Origin of the sequence: Staphylococcus sp. HMSC14C01, assembly GCF_001808085.1 — a bacterium.
Classification (GTDB): domain Bacteria; phylum Bacillota; class Bacilli; order Staphylococcales; family Staphylococcaceae; genus Staphylococcus; species Staphylococcus hominis.
This window is the reverse complement of record NZ_KV792008.1, coordinates 1-20170: the sequence shown is the minus strand read 5'-3', so window position 1 is coordinate 20170 and position 20170 is coordinate 1. Positions and strand designations below refer to the sequence as shown.

At 31.8% G+C, this 20170-nt stretch carries 22 protein-coding genes; 4 read left to right on the top strand and 18 right to left on the bottom strand.

The annotated features are described in order from the left end of the window. Positions 1–52 precede the first annotated feature (52 nt). The 3 genes from HMPREF3131_RS00115 to HMPREF3131_RS00100 all read right to left on the bottom strand — a co-directional run bounded on the left by HMPREF3131_RS00115 (position 53) and on the right by HMPREF3131_RS00100 (position 5780). Complete coding sequence (locus HMPREF3131_RS00115; protein ID WP_070436303.1) at positions 53–3226, bottom strand: efflux RND transporter permease subunit; 3174 nt, start codon at positions 3224–3226, stop codon at positions 53–55. 106 nt (positions 3227–3332) lie between these two features. Then, positions 3333–4595 (bottom strand): lipid II:glycine glycyltransferase FemX, encoded by a 1263-nt coding sequence (locus HMPREF3131_RS00110; RefSeq protein ID WP_049415605.1) that lies wholly within the window; start codon positions 4593–4595, stop codon positions 3333–3335. Between the two features lie 414 nt (positions 4596–5009). After that, on the bottom strand, positions 5010–5780 hold the full coding sequence (locus HMPREF3131_RS00100) for a VOC family protein (RefSeq protein WP_019834797.1): 771 nt from the start codon (positions 5778–5780) through the stop codon (positions 5010–5012). A 170-nt stretch (positions 5781–5950) separates the two neighbouring features. Between HMPREF3131_RS00100 and HMPREF3131_RS00095 the strand changes: the two genes are divergently transcribed. Together HMPREF3131_RS00095 and HMPREF3131_RS00090 are read left to right on the top strand one after the other, a co-directional pair. Continuing rightward, positions 5951–6394 (top strand): MarR family winged helix-turn-helix transcriptional regulator, encoded by a 444-nt coding sequence (locus HMPREF3131_RS00095; protein ID WP_048682439.1) that lies wholly within the window; start codon positions 5951–5953, stop codon positions 6392–6394. Further along, entirely contained in the window at positions 6381–7586 is a 1206-nt protein-coding gene (locus HMPREF3131_RS00090; RefSeq protein ID WP_070436302.1) for an MFS transporter, read from the top strand. Before HMPREF3131_RS00095 ends, HMPREF3131_RS00090 begins: the two co-directional genes overlap by 14 nt. A 74-nt stretch (positions 7587–7660) precedes the next feature. Here HMPREF3131_RS00090 and HMPREF3131_RS00085 read toward each other — a convergent pair whose 3' ends face one another. The 7 genes from HMPREF3131_RS00085 to glp all read right to left on the bottom strand — a co-directional run bounded on the left by HMPREF3131_RS00085 (position 7661) and on the right by glp (position 12306). Next, on the bottom strand, positions 7661–8011 hold the full coding sequence (locus HMPREF3131_RS00085; RefSeq protein WP_017174859.1) for a SarA family transcriptional regulator: 351 nt from the start codon (positions 8009–8011) through the stop codon (positions 7661–7663). Positions 8012–8243: 232 nt separating this feature from the next. Continuing rightward, positions 8244–9266, bottom strand: a complete 1023-nt coding sequence (gene moaA, locus HMPREF3131_RS00080; protein ID WP_070436301.1) for a GTP 3',8-cyclase MoaA — start codon at positions 9264–9266, stop codon at positions 8244–8246. Positions 9267–9280: 14 nt separating this feature from the next. Further along, positions 9281–9886 carry a molybdenum cofactor guanylyltransferase MobA gene (mobA, locus tag HMPREF3131_RS00075; protein WP_017174861.1) on the bottom strand — a complete coding sequence of 202 codons (606 nt, stop codon included), beginning with the start codon at positions 9884–9886 and terminating at the stop codon, positions 9281–9283. A 2-nt stretch (positions 9887–9888) separates the two neighbouring features. Further along, on the bottom strand, positions 9889–10122 hold the full coding sequence (moaD, locus tag HMPREF3131_RS00070) for a molybdopterin converting factor subunit 1 (protein WP_017174862.1): 234 nt from the start codon (positions 10120–10122) through the stop codon (positions 9889–9891). Further along, positions 10123–10572 (bottom strand): molybdenum cofactor biosynthesis protein MoaE, encoded by a 450-nt coding sequence (locus tag HMPREF3131_RS00065; protein WP_017174863.1) that lies wholly within the window; start codon positions 10570–10572, stop codon positions 10123–10125. It abuts the gene before it with no gap. Further along, positions 10559–11050 (bottom strand): molybdopterin-guanine dinucleotide biosynthesis protein B, encoded by a 492-nt coding sequence (gene mobB / locus HMPREF3131_RS00060; protein ID WP_017174864.1) that lies wholly within the window; start codon positions 11048–11050, stop codon positions 10559–10561. Before mobB ends, HMPREF3131_RS00065 begins: the two co-directional genes overlap by 14 nt. Beyond that, positions 11047–12306 carry a molybdopterin molybdotransferase MoeA gene (gene glp, locus HMPREF3131_RS00055; RefSeq protein WP_017174865.1) on the bottom strand — a complete coding sequence of 420 codons (1260 nt, stop codon included), beginning with the start codon at positions 12304–12306 and terminating at the stop codon, positions 11047–11049. The genes mobB and glp overlap by 4 nt, the downstream gene beginning before the upstream one ends. A gap of 142 nt (positions 12307–12448) precedes the next feature. On the opposite strand from glp, the gene moaC reads away from it, so the two are divergent. Next, positions 12449–12943: a cyclic pyranopterin monophosphate synthase MoaC gene (gene moaC, locus HMPREF3131_RS00050; RefSeq protein WP_017174866.1), complete on the top strand. Its 495-nt coding sequence runs from the start codon at positions 12449–12451 to the stop codon at positions 12941–12943. Between the two features lie 87 nt (positions 12944–13030). Here moaC and HMPREF3131_RS00045 read toward each other — a convergent pair whose 3' ends face one another. The 5 genes from HMPREF3131_RS00045 to modA all read right to left on the bottom strand — a co-directional run bounded on the left by HMPREF3131_RS00045 (position 13031) and on the right by modA (position 16737). Next, positions 13031–13537 carry a MogA/MoaB family molybdenum cofactor biosynthesis protein gene (locus tag HMPREF3131_RS00045; protein ID WP_017174867.1) on the bottom strand — a complete coding sequence of 169 codons (507 nt, stop codon included), beginning with the start codon at positions 13535–13537 and terminating at the stop codon, positions 13031–13033. A 13-nt stretch (positions 13538–13550) separates the two neighbouring features. Continuing rightward, positions 13551–14555 (bottom strand): ThiF family adenylyltransferase, encoded by a 1005-nt coding sequence (locus HMPREF3131_RS00040; protein WP_019835261.1) that lies wholly within the window; start codon positions 14553–14555, stop codon positions 13551–13553. A 101-nt stretch (positions 14556–14656) separates the two neighbouring features. Beyond that, positions 14657–15262 carry an ATP-binding cassette domain-containing protein gene (locus HMPREF3131_RS00035; protein ID WP_017174869.1) on the bottom strand — a complete coding sequence of 202 codons (606 nt, stop codon included), beginning with the start codon at positions 15260–15262 and terminating at the stop codon, positions 14657–14659. Beyond that, positions 15263–15934 carry a molybdate ABC transporter permease subunit gene (gene modB, locus HMPREF3131_RS00030; RefSeq protein ID WP_017174870.1) on the bottom strand — a complete coding sequence of 224 codons (672 nt, stop codon included), beginning with the start codon at positions 15932–15934 and terminating at the stop codon, positions 15263–15265. Positions 15935–15945: 11 nt separating this feature from the next. Next, positions 15946–16737: a molybdate ABC transporter substrate-binding protein gene (gene modA / locus HMPREF3131_RS00025; protein ID WP_070436300.1), complete on the bottom strand. Its 792-nt coding sequence runs from the start codon at positions 16735–16737 to the stop codon at positions 15946–15948. A 187-nt stretch (positions 16738–16924) separates the two neighbouring features. Between modA and fdhD the strand changes: the two genes are divergently transcribed. Next, the gene (fdhD, locus tag HMPREF3131_RS00020) at positions 16925–17719 is read left to right on the top strand and encodes a formate dehydrogenase accessory sulfurtransferase FdhD (RefSeq protein ID WP_049415608.1); all 795 of its coding nucleotides are present in this window, start codon (positions 16925–16927) and stop codon (positions 17717–17719) included. Positions 17720–17757: 38 nt separating this feature from the next. Here fdhD and HMPREF3131_RS00015 read toward each other — a convergent pair whose 3' ends face one another. The 3 genes from HMPREF3131_RS00015 to HMPREF3131_RS00005 all read right to left on the bottom strand — a co-directional run bounded on the left by HMPREF3131_RS00015 (position 17758) and on the right by HMPREF3131_RS00005 (position 20119). Beyond that, positions 17758–18522, bottom strand: a complete 765-nt coding sequence (locus tag HMPREF3131_RS00015; protein ID WP_070436299.1) for a GNAT family N-acetyltransferase — start codon at positions 18520–18522, stop codon at positions 17758–17760. Between the two features lie 35 nt (positions 18523–18557). Continuing rightward, positions 18558–19103 (bottom strand): biotin transporter BioY, encoded by a 546-nt coding sequence (locus tag HMPREF3131_RS00010; protein ID WP_017174874.1) that lies wholly within the window; start codon positions 19101–19103, stop codon positions 18558–18560. A gap of 74 nt (positions 19104–19177) precedes the next feature. Then, the gene (locus HMPREF3131_RS00005) at positions 19178–20119 is read right to left on the bottom strand and encodes a nucleoside hydrolase (RefSeq protein WP_017174875.1); all 942 of its coding nucleotides are present in this window, start codon (positions 20117–20119) and stop codon (positions 19178–19180) included. Positions 20120–20170 lie beyond the last annotated feature (51 nt).

Below are 20170 nucleotides of genomic sequence, written 5' to 3'. Positions count from 1 at the left end.
TTTGTTAGGAATTATGTCCCAGCCTCTTTTTTGACTTATCCTAAATTTATCTTTATTTACGTGTAAGTTTGTTTTTTAAAGTAAAGAGTATTTCATAGATAACTGGCACTACGATTAAGGTTAGTAGTGTTGATGATACTAATCCACCTATGACTGTAGCGGCCATTCCTTTAGAAATTAGAATTGAACTATTTTGCCCAAATAATAATGGTAATAATGCACCGATTGTTGCAACTGCAGTCATCAAAATAGGTCTAATTCGGGTTCCACCCGCTTCAATTAAAGCTTCTTTCATTAACATACCTTGTTGTTCATTTGAAATCACTCTATCAATTAATACAATTGCGTTTGTAACAACAATACCAATTAACATCAACATACCAATTAAACTTGGTACTGAAATGGTTTCTCCGGTAATCAATAATGCAAATACTATACCAATAGCTGTAAATGGTAATGAGAATAGAATTGTAAATGGTGCTAAACCACCTTTGAATGTGATAACCAACACAAGATACACAATAACAATAGCAATAAGCATTGCAAAAGCGAGTTGGCTCATAGCTGTATTAATATCATCTGTTGCACCACCAACATTAAACTTAACGTTATTAGGTTTATCAATTGTATTGATTTCACGCATCACTTTACTAGAAGTTCCACCAACATCAGAAGCGGTAATTTTACCTGAAATTGTTGTAGCATAATCGCCATCTTCTTGAACAAGTTTACTTGGTGTTGTTGTTTTGTTTAGACGTGCAATATCTTTTAATTTAACAGTTTCTCCACTTGGTGCATGTAAGTCGATGTTTTCTAGTTTATTTTGAGACCAATTTGTTTGTTTATTCTGTTTTACTTTTACATCTATATTATTACCATTTTCTTTAACAGTTGTAATTGTTTTTTCTGGTAAGTTCTCATTTAAATTCAATGCTAATTGTGCAGCTGAAATACCTTTATCTGTTGCTTTATTTTGATCTACTTTGATTTCATATTGATCATAGGTTTGTGATAAATCTGAATTGACATCTGCTACACCTTTAATGGATTTCATTTTATTTTCAACTTTAGTTACTGTACTTCTAATTGCATCAGTAGAAGGTCCTTTAACAGTTACGTCCACTGAATTGTTTCCAGCTCCTGTACCTAAGTCTTGATTTTTCCATTTACCTGGGTTTTTCATTTTAGAAAGATGTGTAACCACTTTATCTGGTTCTTCCTCAAAGTGCGGCGTATCCGAATCATATTCCACCATAATAGCCATGCTATTCGTACTTCCCGTTGGATCTGCTGGAGAAGGTCCCCCTACAGAAAATTGAACTGTTTTAACTTTATCTTTACTTTGAAGGTATTTTTGAGCTTTTTCAGCATGTTTAAGTACTGCTTCTTCAGTTTCTCCTGGTTTAGGTGTATAAGTTAACGCTAAAAACTTATCTTCCCCTGTAGAAATATAACTTGTTCCTAATTTAGCTGCACCAATTCCTATACTCGCAATTAATATAACAATACTAATAATAAGAACAAGCCATTTATGATTAAGCGACCAACCAAGTACTCGTTTATATCCCTTACTAATCCCTCCTAATTTATTTTCTTCATTAACATTGCCCTTTATGTTTATTCCATTTTTAAAGAATGTTGAGGCAAGGGCTGGCACAACAGTAATAGAAACAAGAAGCGAAGCCAGTAAACTAAATGTGATAGCTAACGCAAATGGTCGGAACATTTCACCTACTGAGCCGGAAACAAAAGCTAGCGGTAAGAAAACTATAATTGTAACAATCGTAGAAGATAAAATAGGTTTAAATACCTCTCTCGTTGCACTAATAACTAAATTGTTCCCTTTTAATTGTTCACTTGGATCTGATAATCGTCGATAGATATTTTCTACTACAACAATAGAATCATCTATGACCCGACCAATCGCAATCGTCAATGCACCTAAAGTTAAAATATTAAGTGATACATTACTTAATTTCAGTGCAATAAGTGCAATCAAAATAGATAACGGAATTGAAACGATAGATATCGCTGTTGTTTTAATATTTCTTAAGAATAATAAAATAACAATAATTGCGACGATGGTACCTAATGCCGCTTTTTCAATCATAGTATATAATGAATCTTCAATTGGTTTAGCTGTGTCCATTGTTTTTGTAGCTTTGATATCACTATTATTCTTAACAAACTCGTCTATTTTCTTTTGCGTTGCTCTAGCCACTTGAACTGTATTTGCATCTTGTGCTTTCATTACTTGTACGTTCACTGCGTCTTTACCATTTGTTTTTGAAATAGAATCTCGTTCATCGCCCACAGTGATGTTAGCTAAATTTTTAAGTGGCACGCTTGGCATTTGACCATTTGTTCCTTTTAAAGAGCTATTCGTTTGCGATTGACTTGCACTAGATGATTGACTACCCTCTTGGCCAGTACTACTAATACTATTATCGTTAGAATCACTTGATTGTCCTTGGCCTGCTATAGAAAGCGGGATTTTTAAATCTTTTAATGCACTGACTGATTTAAATTGACCATCCACAACAAGGGATTTTTCATTATTTTCAAATTGGAATAAACCGAGTGGTGTTTCTCTTGTCGCTGTCTTAATGTAATTTTCAACATCCTCCGCAGATAACCTTACTTTATCCAATTCCTTTTGTTTAAATTTTAAAGTAACTTGACGGGTAGTTTGTCCATTCAGTTGTGCACTTTGAACACCATCAACAGTTTGAAGTTTAGGTATTAATTGTTCATTAATTTCCTTTGTAGTAGTTCTTAAGTCATTACTTTCATTTGTAAATGAGTAAGCTACAATAGGAAAAGCATCGATGGAATTACGTATTAATTCTGGTTCACTTACTCCATCCTTAAAATCGATTTTGTCTATTTCTTTTTTCAGTACTTCTTCAGCTTTATCCATGTCAGTTCCGTTGTTATATTCAACTTTCACAATTGAAGCATTAGATATCGATTGTGTTTCTACACTTTTTACATAAGCGAGTGATCTGACTTGTTTATCAATTTTCGAGCTAATTTCATCTTGTGTCGTTTGAGGTGTAGCGCCTGGCATCGTCGTTTGGACAGAAATAATTGGGTTTTCAACATCAGGTAATAATTCTAATTTAAGTTTAGCACTTGAATATATGCCACCTATAATAACTAAAAGAACCATTAAGAAAATAGCAAACTTATTACCTAATGAAAATTGAAGCATCTTTTTAATCATTTAGTTATTTCTCCTATAATAAGTTATTAATATTGGTAAAAAAATCTGAACGTTTCTTCATAGAATCGTTCAGACTAAATACTGTATCTACAATACTGTAAATTAATTATTTACGTTTTAATTTGCGAGAGAGTTTAATTTTGGCTTTTGTAAGTCTTGGTTTAACTTGTTCGATTAATTGATATAACGGTTGATTTAAGACATAATCAAACTCACCAATTTTTTCACTTAAATAAGTGCCCCATACACGTTTAAAAGCCCATAATCCATAGTGTTCAGAATCTTTTGATGGATTATTATCTGTGCCACCAAAGTCATACGTTGTTGCACCATGATCTCTTGCGTATTTCATCATTTCATATTGCATATGATGGTTCGGTAAGAAATCACGATAATCATTTGAAGAAGCTCCATATAAGTAATATGATTTTTTACCTGCAAACATAAGTAATGCGCCTGATAAATATACGCCTTCTGGATGTTCTTGATTTAATCTTTCTAAATCTTCTTTTAATTCAGTTGTCTTAGAAATCTTATTTTTTACATCATTTAATTTGTTAGCTGTTTTTTTATCATTTGGACGTGCTTCTGACTTCGCTTCTAGTTTAGCTTTTTCTGCTTCTTGAGCTTCTAGATCTTTATTCGTTTCATCAAGCACTTGTTGTGGCTCTAATTTCACTAAGAATAATTCTGCATCCCCATCTTCATGTAATGAGTCATAAATATTCTCAAAATAGCTAATATCACGTGTTAAGAAGCCATCACGTTCACCCGTAATTTGCATTAATTTCGCAAATGTTTTAAGCCCTTCACGATTTGAGTGTTCAACTTTAGTACCTCGTTTAAGCGCCAATCTAACTTTAGAACGATTACGACGTTCAAAGTTTTGAATAATTTCATCATCCGTCTTATCAATAGGTGTAATCATTGTCATACGAGGTTGAATATAGTCTTTTGATAATCCTTCTTTAAACCCTTTATGTTTAAATCCAAGCATTCTTAAATTTTTAAGTGCTTCTGTGCCATGTTCTACTTCAACATCTGGATCAATCTTAATCGCATACGCTTTTTCTTCTTTAGCGATTTTTTTTGTTTCATTTAAAAGTGCTCTCAGTACATCTCTATTATTATAATCGGCTACGAATCCACGTGATACATAACATAATGTAAATGGTAACTTCGGTATCTTTTTAAATAATAACTGTCCTACACCTTTAATTTCACCATTTTCACCTACTGCCACACGTTTTGAATACCATCCAGTTAAGCGCTTTGTCTCTGCCCACTTTGTCAGTTGCAATAAATCACCATTCGGATGAGTTTTTACAAATTCGTCATGTTCCTGATTTGTGATATTCATCTTTTCCATGCTATATAAAACTCCTTTATCTTTGCATTACTTATCATTATACATTGTAGATTTGAGAGTGTCGACAAACTCATAATAGAAGTTGAATTTTCTTCAAAAAGCTATTCTTTTTGTTATACTTAATGAATGAAAAACACTACTATTTTTTATTAAAGAGGTTTTTAAAATTGAGAAATATAATTTTACTTATATTTATTGTATGTAATGCTATTGCAATAATTTATACAATGGCTCATCCTTTAACTATAAATTTTTTTAGTCTGAGAGTGATGTTTGTCGCTTTATCACTTGTACTTACCATTTTATTTATATTATTAAAAACAAATCGTTTTTCTTTAATATTAAGCTTAATCTCTCTAGTACTAGTTTTTATTCATATTGCTTTTATCGCACATAGTACTTATACCTATCTATTTAATTAGTTCCTTCATTCGGTTCGAAACGATATTTGGCTCCTTTAATAATAATTGAATAAGGAGTCGTAGTTTCATTATCTTTAAAAACAATGGTATTGTATCCAGATTGAGCCGCATCTTGAATCCGATAAACGATAGTATCCCCCTCTAATTTTAAGTCAGTGTAGTTCTCATTTTCTTCTATAATGTCCATATTAAACCAGCTTTGCCACTTAGTTAAGGTTTTAGAGCGTTTAGAACTATCTATAATAATTTTATCAATTTTAAATTGTTTCTGAAAAAATGAGTCTAAATTTTGCATATGATCGACTTTATTTTTATTCCACTCAATAAAAAAAGGTGGCCTAACCATATAGTCGGGATCAGCGATATAGAGTAACTTCCATCTTATCTTTTCACCCTTTTTATCTTCTCTGTCCATATGTATAGGACCAATCGTATCAATATGACGTTCGTTTAAAGATTGTTTTACCCTCTCTATATCTTCCGTTCTAAATGCCATTGTTTTAAATCCTTGCTTAAAATCATCTTGAACAATTTTCGTTGCAAAAGCGACTCTACCCTCTTCAGTTTTAGCTTCTTTCTTTAACTTTTCGACATCTTCAACATCTAAGAGTTCGATGTAATTTCCATTTATATAAGTTAAACGATTGAAAGTGCCATATTGATGATGCTTGCCTCCAGAATGAATTTTTAATAACTCACCTGGATATTTAAATCCTTTTAATTGATCGACGTAATGAATCATATGATCAAATTTCAACTTCATTTATCAATATCCCCTTTACTAATTTAAACTTAATTGTATTTTAACAAATTTCACTATACTTTACTCTATAACTTATATTTAGTGTTGAAAAATGAATGAAATCGGCGTATAATATTTTTCGTCATCAATTAGTTAGCCTTGCTAACTATTTTTGAGGGAGATAATTCAAAATGCTCACAAATGAATTTTTTAATAGTTTTATTGGTATTTATCGTCCTTATATTAAACGTACTCAATCTATATTAGATCAGTTTGGTCTACATACAGGTCAGTGGTTAGTGCTTAAAGATATTGCTACATATGACCAAACGACTTTAGTTCAAATATCTAAACGTCGTTTTATTGAAAAACCAACTGCGCGTAAAATTATTAAAGTACTATTTGAAAAAGATTTACTTTTGGTTACTCCAGGTACTGACAAACGTGAAAAGCTATTAAGTTTATCTGAAAAAGGACAGCAATTATTTGAGAACATTAATGCTTGTATTACACCTATTCAAGAAGATTTAATCCATCAATCTAATATATCTAATGATGATTTGGATCACGTCATAGCAATTATGAAAAAATTACATAACACATTATTGAAGGGGGATCCTCATGAATCAGACTAGTACTACTAAACAACCTATTTTTACTAAAAGTTTTACGATCAATTTTATGATTAACTTCTTTGTTTATTTGTGTATGTACTTATTATTAGTTATCATCGCTGATTATTCTAAAACATCCTATCATGTGTCAGACAGCTTATCTGGACTTGTTGTAGGACTATTTATTATCGGATCATTGATTGGACGTTTTGGAACGGGAAAGTATGTCAATCGTTTTGGTCCTAAAAAGATTTTAATTGCTGGTTTAATTTTTCTAATCATTACTCAGTTACTTTATTTTATCTCTGGATCGATAACCATCTTGATGTTAGTACGACTCCTAAATGGAATTGCTACAGCTATCGCAACGACAGCTACAGGTACAATTGCTGCACATGTTACCCCTGTAGAACGTAAAAGTGAAGGCATTAGCTTATTTTCACTAAGTCTTGTTCTTGGATCAGCCATTGGTCCTTTCTTTGGAATTTTATTATTGAAATCATTCTCAATTAATTTACTATTTCTTATCTGTCTTATACTAGGAATTGCAAGTTTAATTGTTTCAGTCTTTATTAAAATTGACTTTAATCCTACTAAAAATGCAATTGATAGAAAAGTAGCCCAAGCTTCTGGTTTCAACATTCATAATTTCATTGCTAAAGAAGCTGTACCAGTAGCAATTGTGATGATGATTATCGGGTTGAACTATGCTTCAATCCTAACATTCTTAAAATCTTTTGCTGAGCAACGTCATTTGTTAGAAGCATCTAGTTATTTCTTTATTTTCTATGCGGTCGCTTCATTAATCACTCGACCTATTGCTGGTAGGATGATTGATGCAAAAAATGAAAATGTTGTGGTTTATCCAGCATTTCTTGCCTTAATTATCACATTTGTCTTATTAGTATTTAGCTATAATGGTTGGGTATTATTACTTGCTGGCGTGTTCTTAGGTATTGGCTATGGAAATCTCTCTTCTTCTATGCAAGCCATTGCAATTAAAGTGTCACCTTCAAGTAAATATGGAATTGCAACTTCAACTTACTTTATTGGATTAGATATTGGTATTGGTTTTGGTCCATCGTTGCTTGGATTATTTACAGGTTCAATCACGTATACTCAAGTTTATTTCATTATGGCTATTGTAGCCGCTTTATGTACGGTACTTTATTTAATTGTTCATGGTAGAAAAGTGAATGGTAATACGTATTAATCTTTCATTTAATATATAAAAAGAAGCACCCCTATGATTCGTTATAGAATATTAGAGGTGCTCTTTTTATTTAATTAATTTGCAATACTAATAGCTTCAATTTCATTTTTCATTTTATCTAATACTTTTTGTTGCGACGCATTAAAGAAATAAAATACTTGTCGTTCATCTGTTTCAGAACGTAATTTAGAAATTAATTCTTTCTTGTAAATTTTGCGGATGATGACGTCAATTTTACTTGTATCCCATAACATTTCAAAATGTAATGTATCGCGTAACTCTTTTCCGCTAATTTTTTTACCTTCATACACTTTAAATAAAACAACAAATTCCTCAATAGAAATTTTATACGTCATTTTCAACCAATGCTTCAATTGACTAAGTTCTCTTTCCGCTTCAATAAAGCGAGTCACTTTATTATTCATAGTACATGCCTCCAAAGTTGATTCTAAGTTGTATAAATACATAATATAATAAAATTGCTTAATTTAATTATATAACATATGCACAATTTAATCTATTACAAATATTAATTTATATCTGTTTAGTGATTAATATAAATTACTTTGAAATTATTAAAATTAATTAAAAATACTATCAAATTAAAATACAGAAGTAAGTGATATCACATATGATTATCACTTGCTTCTGTATAGATTAACCACCAATATAATTCATATTAATTTTCTTTCGTTGTCGATTTCTTACTGTTTGTTCTGTTCGTTCATCTGAATAACGATCATCACGTGCTTGCCATAATGAAATGAGCGTGTCTTTTAATTTTTGATGTGTAGCACCACTACGCAATAATGATTTAATATCAAAACCATCAATCACACTAAATAAACATCCATAAAATTTCCCATCAGATGATAATCTTGCTCTTGTACAAGTAGAACAAAATGAAGCTGAAACACTTGTGATTAGACCAAACTGTGCACCATTATCTTTATGTCTATAATATGTGGCAACTTCACCAAAATATTTAGGTGGAAGAGGTTCTATATCAAACTCTTCTTCAATAGTAGATAGCATTTCTTCTTTCGTAACAACTTTACTAAAATTCCAACCATTATCATTACCTACATCCATAAATTCAATGAATCTTATTTGAATATGTTTATCTTTAAAATATTCAACCATAGGTAGGATTTGATCATCATTAATTCCTTTTTGTATCACTACATTTACTTTTACATGAAATCCAATAGATATTGCATAATCAATTTGTTGCAAGATGGTAGAAGCTTTAATGTTACGGTTATTGATTGCTTGAAATACTTCATCATCAATTGCATCTAAACTTACATTAATTCTACGCAATCCTGCATCATACAACTTTTGACCATGTTTTTTTAAAAGTAAACCATTAGTGGTCATACCAATATCTTCAATACCTTCAATATGATTAAGTTTTTCAATTAATTTATATAAATCACGTCGTAATAAAGGTTCTCCACCAGTAATTCTTAATTTTTTCACGCCTAATTCAGCATAAACTTTGGCAATTGTTGTAATTTCATCAAATGTAAGTAATTCCTCTTTAGGTAAAAAAACAAAATCATCACCAAATATTTCTTTTGGCATACAATAATCACATCTGAAATTACAACGATCTGTTACAGAAATTCGTAGATCTCTTATAGGACGTCCTAATTTATCTTTAATTTGGATCGTCATTAACGTGTCCCCCTTTAATCATTAATCTGATGAAGTAAAGTATTCAAATCATCTTGATAATTAATATTTTTAGACCAATTTTTTAAAGGCTGAACCTCTTTAGTATCTAGAAAACATGTTATCACATTTTTATATACATGCTGTAAACTATAATCATTAGAATTGAGTGCTTTTTCAATATTCGAAATGACTCCTCGACTATAAAAAGCAATGGTCGGTATAGGTTTATCATCGTCTGAATAAGCTATAATATCGGCTTGATGTTCCATACGCTGTGAAATTGTAAATTGATATAGTTGACTTATTGCTTCTTTAGTAATCATAGGAGTATCTACAGAGACCACAAAAAATAATTCTTCATTATTATAATGTTTCATAACTGTGTAGATTCCTGATAACGGGCCTTTATCTGCATGTGTTTCTTCATCTACCATAATATGTTTATACTCAAATTCATTCTTAAGTTGTTTGTTTGTACTTATAATAATATCGTCAAATAAATTCGTTTCTGTTAATGTGTTAATAATTCGTTTATAGAACATTTCCCCGTGAATACAAGCAAATGCTTTAGGACTACCAAAACGTTTAGAGTGTCCCCCAGCTAGAATAATTGCTTTCATATTTAACCACCACTAACTGGAGGTATTAACGCAACAACATCATCTTGCTTTACAATATCATTAAGTTGAACAAATTCTTCATTTACAGCTACTTGAAATTTTTTATCACGAATGGATGGGTGACGTTCAAATAATAATTCTTTAAACGTTTCTACTGTAATATCTTCTATTAAATCAATGTCTTCTGAATTCATTTCTAATATTTCTTTTATTTCTGCAAAATATAATACTCTCATTTAAGCCTCTCCTTTAGTTGCTTGACTATAATCTCCTCTTTGATGTCCCTGCCATTCTGCACCGTCTTCCCAAATTTCTTTTTTCCAAATTGGCACAACTTCTTTAATTCTTTCAATCGCATACTCATTTGCACGATAGGCATCTTTACGATGTGGCGAAGAGACAGCAATCAATACTGCAATATCAGAGATTTGTAGGGGACCAATACGATGTACAATCGTTGTTATCGTTCCTGGCCAACGCTGTGTAATTTCTTCTCCAATTTGTTCTAGTTTTTTTTGAGCCATTGGAACATAAGCTTCATACTCAAGATATTCTGTTTTCACCCCTTTAGTCCATTCGCGAACATGACCTGTAAATACAACAACAGCTCCTTGATGTTCATTTAAAGTAAATGTTCTATATTGTTCGGGCTCAATTGGATTCGTCACGATTTCAAATTGTTTCATTTTTATGTTCATCCTTTCGTTTCATCCATTTTAGTAACCATTGCTCATAGTTTTTTAAAGCATTCTCATTATTATAATTATAAAAATATTGAACATGTGTAAGAAGTCTCAGTTCTTCTAATTCTTCTTGGGTTTTATATACCACTATTTTGTCATAATCCTCATTTTTAAACCCTTCAACTAAAATAACGTCATAACTAATAGTTACACTTTCTTTTATCAGTTGTTCAAGCGACGGCTGATTTCTACGTGTTACTGTTTGTTGATAAGCAGATCCTTGAACAATACTCTGATCTGCACCAGCTTCAAAATGTTTCATATGATCCACATTAGATGATTGAAGTGTAATATCATCTTTTTCATGTCCGTGATGTTTAATCGTCACAATGTGATAGCCTTGAGATTTTAAAAATGTAATAGATTGTTGTAACAACGTTGTTTTACCCGAATCTTTAAAACCAACTATTTGTAAAATCATAATGATAGTTCCTCTTCGAAAACATTCGATTCAGTTAAAATAACATCTACCGTATGGCCGGCTTTAAATCCTCTTGTACCCCCTGGCAACATAATCATTGCATTACTATGTGCTATTGCTACCACAGCACCCGATTTATTAAATCCGGATGGAACCACAGTCGCACAATTATGAGTAAAAGATGCAGTTGCTCGAATAAATCTTGTAAATGGATTGGCTTTCGCAAAATCTTCCATTAATGTTGCTTTCACAACTTGAGGGTAAACTGCTTTGGCTTGCATCATATGTTGCACTGCTGGTTTAACAAATAATTCAAAACCAGTAAAACAAGCCGATGGATTCCCTGATAAACCAAATAAATACGTCTTATTTGCAACTGCCACAGTTGTCACACTTCCAGGACGCATCGCAATTTTATTAAATAACACTTCTGCTTGAATTGCTTTGTATATCTTTGGTAAAAAGTCATAATCTCCTACCGAAACGCCTCCAGTAGTAATGACAATATCATGATCTTTCATTGCTTTAGTGATGACTTGAATACTACTTTCTAAGTCATCTTGTTGTATACTATAAGGCTCTATCGTTAATCTCATTTTATCAGCTAACGCTTGTATCATCGGACCATTAGAATTTCTAATTTTTCCTGGTTGTAATTCTTCGTCTACATTCAATAATTCGCTTCCAGTAGCAATAACTGCAATACTTGGTTTTAAAAATACAGGCACTTCTGTATAACCATAGGTCGCTAGTACTGCAATAGCTCCAGGATTAATGACTTGTCCTTTTTTTAAAACGATATCTCCTGTTTTAGTTTCTTCTCCTTTTAGCGACACATTTTCATTCTCTTCAAAAGGTTTTCTAATCGTAAATGTATCTCCATTTTCCACAGTTTGTTCAAACATCACTACTGCATCTGCACCCTCAGGAATTTGAGCGCCTGTCATAATACGAACTGCTTCATTTTCTCCAACTGTTTTATGAGATACTGTGCCTGCACCAATATGATCTATCACTTTAAACGTTTTACGATTTTTTGAAAAGGCACCAGCCGAATCTTCACTTCTTATAGCAAAACCATCATACGGCGATTTATTGAAACGTGGTATATCATAAGTTGCTACAATGTCTTCTGCTAAGACATATCCTAAACTGTCCTCTAATGATATATTATTTTGTTGAGTATATATATCTTGTTTTACAATACGTTCAATTGCTTCTTTAATAGGTATTGGTTTTCTTTTTTCAACTACCATTTTATCAACTCCAATTACACGATAAATTCATGCTATACTATTTTATAAACTCAGTAAGATAATGATGTACTCATTAAAAATAAATGTTTATAACTTTATTTATATGTTATGATTTTTTAGATATTTCTATAGGAGGCTATTTATGTCAAATTTTACACATATCAATCATCAAGGTAATGCAAAAATGGTTGATGTTTCTAATAAAAGTATTACAAAACGTATCGCTAAAGCGCATTCAAGCATCACAGTGAATGAGACGATTTACCGTCAAATTATAGACAATACAAATAAAAAGGGTAATGTACTTAATACTGCTCAAATTGCAGGTATAATGGCTGCTAAAAATACATCGACTATTATTCCTATGTGTCATCCATTGCCCTTAACTGGAATAGATATTGAATTCTCTTGGAATCAAGCAAACACACCACGCCACTATCAATTAAGCATTACTGCTACGGTTTCTACTACAGGTAAGACTGGTGTTGAAATGGAAGCTTTAACAGCTGCTTCAGTTACAGCTCTCACAGTATATGATATGACAAAAGCAGCTGATAAAGGAATGATCATTGGTGACACATACCTTGAATCAAAATCTGGAGGTAAATCTGGAGATTATCACCGTCAATTAGATTAATCTTTATGATTTTCTTCTATTATGATAGTCATAAGCAGCATTTTCAATTAGGGAAACCTATGATTTACAATGCTTTTTATGACTATTTTATTTATGGAGTTCATAAACCATATGATTTAATTCCGGAATAATGAGTTTAGTCATTGCTAACTTTACTGCCCCAGTTGATCCCGGCAACGTAAAGATTAATTTACTCATAACTGTTCCCGCTAATGCTCTTGAGAGAAGCGCTTTTGTTCCTACATCTTCCGTATAACTTAAATATCTAAAAAGTTCGCCGAATCCTTCAATTTCTTTATCTAAAAGTGGTTTTACAGCTTCTATAGTCACATCACGTTGTGCTATACCAGTGCCTCCAGTCGTTATAATGACATCAATATCTGATGCTAACCATTCGTCAATTTGAGATTGGATGTCTTCCTTGTCATCTTTAATGATATGATAGTGTTCTTCTGTCACTTCTATATTCAGTTCTTTCAAACACTTTTGAACTAATTGACCGCCTTTATCTGTTTCTTTATTTCGTGTATCAGAAATTGTTAACACTGCACATTGAATTGTTTTTTTAACTTCTTTGTTATCATGCTGATGCATCATCATTCTCTCCTTATCCAAATAGTTGATTGATTAAATGTATTGCTTCAGATTTCTTAGTTGTACCATGAATCAACATTCGCCCACCCTCAAAATATACAATTCTATGTTTTTTAAATTCAAATACTAACATATATTGGTTTTCATGGTAACGAATATCGAGTGCTGTAAGAAAATCAACTAATACTTTTTTTGTAATGTCTTTATTTTCATATTGAACTGTATCTCTACCACACAAAGTTGCATATGAAGTCGAATGAGCATATAAATATGGAAAGCTAGCATTCTTACCACAAGTTGGGCAATCATCACGACGCATTTTACTATAACCAAAAGAACAATGTGTATTCTCCCAAATATCTCCATATGTCAGCTTTGTGGGAATCTGTTTACCAATCAATATCTTTAAAGCATCCCGTAATTGAAAACTTGTGGTCATCGTTACGGCTGGCTGAATCACACCGACAGTATCACATGTCAGATTTATAACTGGTAACTGAGGCATTAAACAATTAAAGCAAGGGGTTTGACCTGGAATAAATGCAGTTTCTACATAGGTACTTTGAACTACTCCACCATAAATCCAAGGAATGCGATATCTATAGGAAAAATCATTGATTAATTGTCTTGTTTCAAAATTATCCGTTGCATCAATAATCAAATCTACACTCGTTGCATATTGCTCTAAAAATTGGGCATCTACATGTTCAATATAAATATGCATTTTTATATCAGAACGAATATGTCTTAAGTGATCTTGTGCAGCAACCACTTTTGGCAACATACGATCTGCATCACTTTCTGTAAACAATGTCTGTCTTTGTAAATTACTATATTCAATATAGTCTCTATCCACAATAGTCAACTCTTGAATACCAGCACGAACAAGTCCTTCAGCTACATGGGTACCCAAAGCGCCCATTCCAACAATCAATACATGTTTCTGATTAATGGTTTGTTGTCCATGTTCTCCAATATCTTTAAATAAAATTTGTCTTGAATAACGTTCTTGAGTCATTATTTGAAACCTCTCTCAACATTCTCTCTTCTTTTTATTATAACGAAATAGGAGTAGGACAGAAATCTAAAACGTTCTAAACTTCGATATCCTACTCCTATTTATTTAATTTGAATAATTTCATCTGCTAATACTTCTGCTTCATAATTAGAGTGCGTTACAAAAATAATAGGTATACACCATTCCTCATGAATTTGCTTAACTAGATGGATGCCTTCATCTCTAGAAATATCATCTAAACTTGAAAAAGGTTCATCAAGTAAAATTAAATTGGGTTTCGTGCTTAAAGTTCGCGCGAGTGCTACACGTTGGGCTTCCCCACCAGACAGTGTCGGCGGAAATTGATTTATTAAATGGCTAATATTTAAACGTTGAATAAGCTCATCAATATGTTTAGACTGTTTAGTCATAAATGTAATATTCTGAAGAACCGTCATGTTAGGAAAAAGTTGATAATCTTGAAATAAATAGCCAATTTGGCGTTGTTGAATCTTTACATTAATATGGTTTTCAGTATCCACTAATAGATGATTATCAATATTGATATAAGCCTCATCTGGTTGTCTTAATCCCGCAATGATATTTAATATTGTCGTTTTTCCAATACCGGAGGGACCTTGTATTGCATATATTTTAGCTTTTGTATCTTCAATGTTAATATGAATCAACGTTTGCTTTAACTGATGTTGTAATTTAACTTGTAACATCTAGTCTACCTCCTGAACTTTATCACGATTCGCAAAATTCAACATACTAATGACTGTAATAGAAAATGCAACGAGTACAAGTACCCATAACCATGCCTGATTCTCTTTTCCTTGTTCTACTAAAAAATAGATTTCCAGTGGCAGAGTATTGGTTTTATTTGGAATATATCCTGCAACCATCAATGTTGCACCAAATTCTCCAATAGCTCTCGCAAAACTCATCATAATACCCGCAATAATTGAGCGTTTAGATAATGGTAGAATTAAACGATAGAAGATTTTACGTTCACTTGCTCCCATTGTTCGTGCAGTATTTAACATTTTAGGATTAATACTTCGAAATCCTTGAATAGTATGTTGGTACATCAGTGGAAAACTAACAATGACAGATGCAATTACTGCACCTGTCATTGTAAATACTACGGGTAAGTGAAGTACATTTTGAAAGAATTGGCCCACAAATGTTCTAGGTGAAAAAACAATAATAAGTATAAACCCTAGTACTGTCGGTGGTAAAACAATAGGTAATAATATTAAGCTTTCAAGAAATTGAGTTGCATGCCCTTTTCTTTTATATAACGTTCTACAAATAAAAATTCCTAATATAGAGACAATTATCGTACTGATAAATCCTACTTTAATAGAAATCCATAGAGGTGTTAAATCAGGCATATGTCATCCCCCTATACTTTAAAGTGATATTCTTTTAAAATATCTTTCGCTTTTTTAGATTTTAAAAATTCTATCCATTCTTTAGCAAATTTGTTATCTGATGTTGCTCCCGCTTCATAAGTGATAGGTTTTTTCAAATCCGCTTTTTTAATCTCATTTACTTTATCTGTTCTTTCATTATTCGTATATAAATCGGTCTCATATACAAATCCCATTTGAGTATTACCTTTTTCAACGTAATTTAATACTTGTTTAACGTCTTTGGCATATACAATTTTATCTTTTACATCACTATATAAATGTTGATTATCTAAATATTGTTTCGCATATTTACCTGCTGGTACAGTTTTCACTTCACCAATAGCTAATTTTTCGTTGTCTTTTAAATCTTTTACTGAAGCTTGATCACTGTTTTTATCACCAATCAATACTAACTGATTATGTGCGTATTTATATGTACTATGAGCTTGATTATGTTTTTTCAACATATCTACATCTTTCGTATTTGCAGACATAAAGACATCAGTTGGCGCACCTTTTTCAATTTGTTGTCTTAATGCCCCTGATCCACCATAATTAAATGTTACATTTACATTTTTATGTGTTTTTTCAAACTCTTTCTTTAATGCTTTACTTACATCACTTAAACTTGCTGCTGCTGAAACTTTCAATTCAGTTTTAGGATTATCACTATTATTTGACTTTGAAGATTGCTTGCTATTGTCATTATCTTTTGAATTTGAACAACCTGCTATAATGATAATGAAAGTCCCTAACACCGCTAATAATCGTTTTACAGTCATTTATTTTTATGCCCCCTATTCAATCAAATATTATACGCTTTTTATATCTTTTGAACAGTTTTACCGTATTTTATATTTATTTCTAAATTTTAAAATATAAAGTTTTATATAATCATTCAATATTGAAATACTTTTTGTGAATATAATGATACAGTATAAAGTAGTTATAACCAAAGGGGAGACATTCATGGATAAAGATGCCGTTCAAAATCAACCAATTATTAGGTATGAAGATGAGCAACTCATCGAAACTGAAGACAGCTATGTAACCGAATTTCCATTAACGATTATGGTAAATGGAAAAGAATTTGCTACAGTAATCTGCAGTCCGACACATTTAGAAGAGTTAGTCATAGGATTTTTAGCATCTGAAGGAGCCATTTATAAAAAAGAAGAAATTAAACATTTACAAATTGATGATAGTAAAGGGTTTGCTCATGTAGAATTAACTAAGTCATTAAGCGACCGTTTTGAGTATTCTACAAAGCGCATGGTTGCTTCATGTTGTGGAAAAAGTCGAGAATTTTATTTTCAAAATGATGCAGCAATTGCTAAAACGTCTATGTCTAATATCATTCTCACTCCAAGACAAATTTTAAATATGATGACAGGTTTACAAAGTGCAAGTACCTTATTTAAACAAACAGGTGGCTTGCATAACGCAGCAATTAGTGATGGTGAGGCATTTTTTGAACATCGTCAAGATATAGGTAGACATAATGCCTTAGATAAACTTTACGGTTTTTGTCTTACTCATCAAATTCCTGTTAGAAATAAAGTACTTATTTTTAGTGGACGCATATCATCTGAAATTTTACTAAAAGCAGCTAAAATCGGTGTCGGTGTTATATTATCAAAATCTGCACCTACCACATTGGCAATAACACTGGCACATGACTTAAATATTACTGCTATTGGTTTTATTAGAGGTGATTCTTTTAACATTTATAGTCATCCAGAACGTATAAAAGGAGTGAATTAGAATTTATTATAAATTCATTTTTCACTCCCTACTTTTATTTATATCGCATCTTCTTTGACTATCTGATATTGAAAGCTTTGAAAAATATAGCCTTGCTTTATATACATGTCTTTTGCTGTATCATCGCCATCTGCCACTAATATGACTGGTCGAGAACCGGCTAAATGGCCTACATAGGACTGCATCGTAGTACCTATTCCTTTATGACGATAGTCTTCTAAAACGCCGAACCCATCAATTTCAACAGTTTCATCTGTAACTATAACATCCAAAATCCCCACAGGTTTATGAAGATAATATGCAACTATACGAGTGACGTCATCTATTTGCTTTAATATTGCTTCTCTCGTTCGTTCTTCACTTTCTTTAGTAAACGCTTCGCCATACGGTTTTGAAAATTCATTGTAAACACTTAGATAATATTCCATATTGAATGAAGTTACAGGTTCAATATCTACCTGAATATTGCTCTCAAATTGTTTTAATGTAGCACTGTCTATCGCATACAATTCAAGTAGTTTTAATTGAAATCCTTCATTGCGTATCGCTTCTAACCATGTAGAATGAAGTAATTGGTTTTCTGGAAATGTAAAAGATAAATGAGAAGAATGTTGTTTTTTATGCAAAATTCGTTGTTTCTCCATATCTGCATACCACTGATTAATTGAAGGTAACGTTTTGTACTGCCACTTATTCATGTGATATGTAATTGGATCAGAAGGTGTTAAATATATAATATTCAACTCATCTTCTAAGTATATTTTTCCATTTTCTTTAATCTGCTTCATTGTTATGTGTGTCATAGCAACCATCACCTTACTATGTATATTTTGTACTATTATATCAAATTCTTAAAACGTGAATGGTTAAGTAATGTTGTACCAATCAAGCTTGCAATAATCGCTTTAATGATATCTCCTGGAACAAATGTAAATGACAATAAGAATGCTTTACTTATAGGCATATGTATAATGAACCCCATAATGATTGTTCCTACAATATCTAATAATAAAACACCAAATACAAGCATACCAATAAATAATGTAAAGAAATTAATATGATTTTTAAAACGATCTCTTACTAAACCTATAAGATATGCCACTACTGGATATAAGAATAAAAATCCTGCTGAAGGACCTGCAAACACACCTATTCCGCCACGTCCACCTGATAATAATGGTAAACCTGTGGCTGCTAATAATAAGAAGATAATAACACTGAGTGCGCCATATTTACGTCCTAATATAACTCCTGCTAAAAAGATACCTATATTTTGTAATACAATTGGTACGGGCATAAATGGTAACGGTATTCCGGGTACTAGGCCTAAAATACAAATAACCGCTGTCATTAACGCTGTATATACTAAATTTTTTGTACTCATTTGATTTCCTCCTTTTATGAAGAAAATTATACCACTTATGTAAACTATTTTATATAAAAAGTTTACATTTGAAGTTAATGAGATACTTTTTTAGCTAAAGACGTGATATAGTTGAAGAATTCGTCATGATTGACATGATTAACGACACGCACTATACGTCCATCATCACTCTTATATGTACGTCCTTGACTTGGTCCTTTTGTATATACATCTACTTTAAGTTCTATAGAATCTGTTAAGCTTTCTTTACCAATTTGAGCAGTCGTCAATACATCCCATAAAAAATAAGTAGAGTTTGTGACAAAATGAGTAAGAGGAGGTACAGCTGCATAACTGATTCCTAAAAAATCAACTCCTATAAACTGACGTTGATTTGCCCACATTTGACGAATAGCTGGCGTCAATGGTACTTGATTAGTGCTTTCTAACGCTACCATTTCTATCTTGATAGACGTATCAAATATTGTTTTAACAGCTTCAGGATCCCAAAAAGCATTCCATTCAGCTGTGCCATCATGTTCGGGTTCTTCCACATTTCCCTTTTCTAAAAATGTTCCTCCCATCCAAACTAACTTTTCAATATTGTTTACTATTGCTTTATCATGTTTGATTGCTTTGGCTAAATCGGTTAACGGACCAGTAAACAATAAAGTCACCTTTTCTTTACTATTATTTAATACATTAATAATATCCTCATAAGCTTCAAATGTACTCGTTACAGAACGTTTATCAATCCATTTCTCATTTAAAATAGGAAGCGCATCCATAAAAAAGGCATGCATTCTCCAGTCTTTCGGAAAAGGGTTAACTCCTCTTTCATATGAAGGAGCTACATCAATAGATAAATTTGAAAAACGATTTATAATTTTACATGAAGCACTTAGAGAAGGTTCTAAATAACAATCTGCACCGATTGTACTTACACCTACTAATTCAACATTATCCATTTGTAGTAATAAGAATAGTGATATTAAATCATCAACGCCGCCATCATGATTAAAATATATTTTAGTCATTAAATCCCTCCAAAAATATGTAAAAAAGAGGCTGGGACATAATTTCTAACA

What these genes read in the sequence shown, in the direction of transcription:
- mobA (WP_017174861.1), bottom strand. Translation starts at nt 9,886, where the DNA reads ATGAAAGCAATTATTCTAGCTGGGGGACACTCTAAACGTTTTGGTAGT.
- moaA (WP_070436301.1), bottom strand. Translation starts at nt 9,266, where the DNA reads ATGACGATCCAAATTAAAGATAAATTAGGACGTCCTATAAGAGATCTA.
- HMPREF3131_RS00085 (WP_017174859.1), bottom strand. Translation starts at nt 8,011, where the DNA reads ATGAATAATAAAGTGACTCGCTTTATTGAAGCGGAAAGAGAACTTAGT.
- mobB (WP_017174864.1), bottom strand. Translation starts at nt 11,050, where the DNA reads ATGATTTTACAAATAGTTGGTTTTAAAGATTCGGGTAAAACAACGTTG.
- glp (WP_017174865.1), bottom strand. Translation starts at nt 12,306, where the DNA reads ATGGTAGTTGAAAAAAGAAAACCAATACCTATTAAAGAAGCAATTGAA.
- HMPREF3131_RS00045 (WP_017174867.1), bottom strand. Translation starts at nt 13,537, where the DNA reads ATGCATCAGCATGATAACAAAGAAGTTAAAAAAACAATTCAATGTGCA.
- HMPREF3131_RS00090 (WP_070436302.1), top strand. Translation starts at nt 6,381, where the DNA reads ATGAATCAGACTAGTACTACTAAACAACCTATTTTTACTAAAAGTTTT.
- HMPREF3131_RS00100 (WP_019834797.1), bottom strand. Translation starts at nt 5,780, where the DNA reads ATGAAGTTGAAATTTGATCATATGATTCATTACGTCGATCAATTAAAA.
- HMPREF3131_RS00035 (WP_017174869.1), bottom strand. Translation starts at nt 15,262, where the DNA reads ATGTTACAAGTTAAATTACAACATCAGTTAAAGCAAACGTTGATTCAT.
- moaC (WP_017174866.1), top strand. Translation starts at nt 12,449, where the DNA reads ATGTCAAATTTTACACATATCAATCATCAAGGTAATGCAAAAATGGTT.
- HMPREF3131_RS00005 (WP_017174875.1), bottom strand. Translation starts at nt 20,119, where the DNA reads ATGACTAAAATATATTTTAATCATGATGGCGGCGTTGATGATTTAATA.
- HMPREF3131_RS00115 (WP_070436303.1), bottom strand. Translation starts at nt 3,226, where the DNA reads ATGATTAAAAAGATGCTTCAATTTTCATTAGGTAATAAGTTTGCTATT.
- HMPREF3131_RS00095 (WP_048682439.1), top strand. Translation starts at nt 5,951, where the DNA reads ATGCTCACAAATGAATTTTTTAATAGTTTTATTGGTATTTATCGTCCT.
- HMPREF3131_RS00010 (WP_017174874.1), bottom strand. Translation starts at nt 19,103, where the DNA reads ATGAGTACAAAAAATTTAGTATATACAGCGTTAATGACAGCGGTTATT.
- fdhD (WP_049415608.1), top strand. Translation starts at nt 16,925, where the DNA reads ATGGATAAAGATGCCGTTCAAAATCAACCAATTATTAGGTATGAAGAT.
- HMPREF3131_RS00015 (WP_070436299.1), bottom strand. Translation starts at nt 18,522, where the DNA reads ATGACACACATAACAATGAAGCAGATTAAAGAAAATGGAAAAATATAC.
- HMPREF3131_RS00065 (WP_017174863.1), bottom strand. Translation starts at nt 10,572, where the DNA reads ATGAAACAATTTGAAATCGTGACGAATCCAATTGAGCCCGAACAATAT.
- HMPREF3131_RS00110 (WP_049415605.1), bottom strand. Translation starts at nt 4,595, where the DNA reads ATGGAAAAGATGAATATCACAAATCAGGAACATGACGAATTTGTAAAA.
- HMPREF3131_RS00040 (WP_019835261.1), bottom strand. Translation starts at nt 14,555, where the DNA reads ATGACTCAAGAACGTTATTCAAGACAAATTTTATTTAAAGATATTGGA.
- modB (WP_017174870.1), bottom strand. Translation starts at nt 15,934, where the DNA reads ATGCCTGATTTAACACCTCTATGGATTTCTATTAAAGTAGGATTTATC.
- modA (WP_070436300.1), bottom strand. Translation starts at nt 16,737, where the DNA reads ATGACTGTAAAACGATTATTAGCGGTGTTAGGGACTTTCATTATCATT.
- moaD (WP_017174862.1), bottom strand. Translation starts at nt 10,122, where the DNA reads ATGAGAGTATTATATTTTGCAGAAATAAAAGAAATATTAGAAATGAAT.